The sequence below is a fragment of the Bartonella sp. AP19HLJMH genome (genome assembly GCF_042196245.1).
Classification (GTDB): domain Bacteria; phylum Pseudomonadota; class Alphaproteobacteria; order Rhizobiales; family Rhizobiaceae; genus Bartonella.
Map to the genome: position 1 here is coordinate 1 of NZ_JBHIPX010000078.1, position 954 is coordinate 954.

Sequence of the window (954 nt, forward strand, 5' to 3'; positions counted from 1 at the left end):
AATAACTCTAGAGGGTAGGCAGGGTTGCCAATGGTTTCAACAGCATAACGATTGGCATCATTAACAATGCCACTCTTTTTATCAGTCTTAACACATTGACGCCCCATAACCCATTCAAGAGCGGGTTTACCATTAACGATATACTCACAAGCGTCAAGAGGGATATCTGTTATTGTGATATTGTTATTATAAATAACAGTGGTTTTATCTTTCTCTTTACCTGCTTTTGCGAATTTCATTTCAGTCACGTAATAGAATTTTTCTGGATTAGAGATCTCTGTAACTTTTGGATTACCTTTTTTAAAGGTTACGGGATAAGGTTTTACAGTTTCATAATTCACGTGCAAATGATCCAGTTCACGCCCTGTTACAACAGAGTTCCGTTTTCGTATAAGGGGTTTAATTATCTTCAAAAGAATTAAAACGAAGCTTATTAAATCCATTTTGAACGAATTGAGAAAAAATGCAGAAAAATGCTAAAAAAGCCGATAATTTTTTCAAAAGAGTTTTTAAATGCTGTTTATCCACAGTCCATGAGAGAGATCAGATCAGCAAAATAGTGAAATTTGCTGTTTATTTTATGGAAAAAGACAAATGAAGCATGTGCTTTTAAAATATCATAATGATTATTTTGATAGGTTTTATGAGTCACTAAAATAATCTAGTTTGTTAGTTCAATTTACAGACACAAACTGACAAATATATATTATTGATTGTATTTAAGGTTGTATTGTCGATATAGGTTGTATCGTTAAAATACTAACCTATTGAAATATAATGTTTTTAATTTTCTCTCATTTAAAAAAAATAATATAGGAGCTAGAATGAACTGACAAGACTGACAAAACTCTTCTGATAAGGTCACTCAGATCATTTGCTTTTGGAAAAAAGTTCCTTGATGAGAATGCCATAAAAAGAGTTTTGCGTGGTTGTCTTAAAGACTTCAAAAGAGAT

At 31.6% G+C, this 954-nt stretch carries 1 pseudogene; it reads right to left on the minus strand.

The annotated features are described in order from the left end of the window. Positions 1-374 (minus strand): annotated as a pseudogene (locus ACFINR_RS09460) (type ISP restriction/modification enzyme); the annotation flags it as partial. Between the last annotated feature and the right edge of the window lie 580 nt (positions 375-954).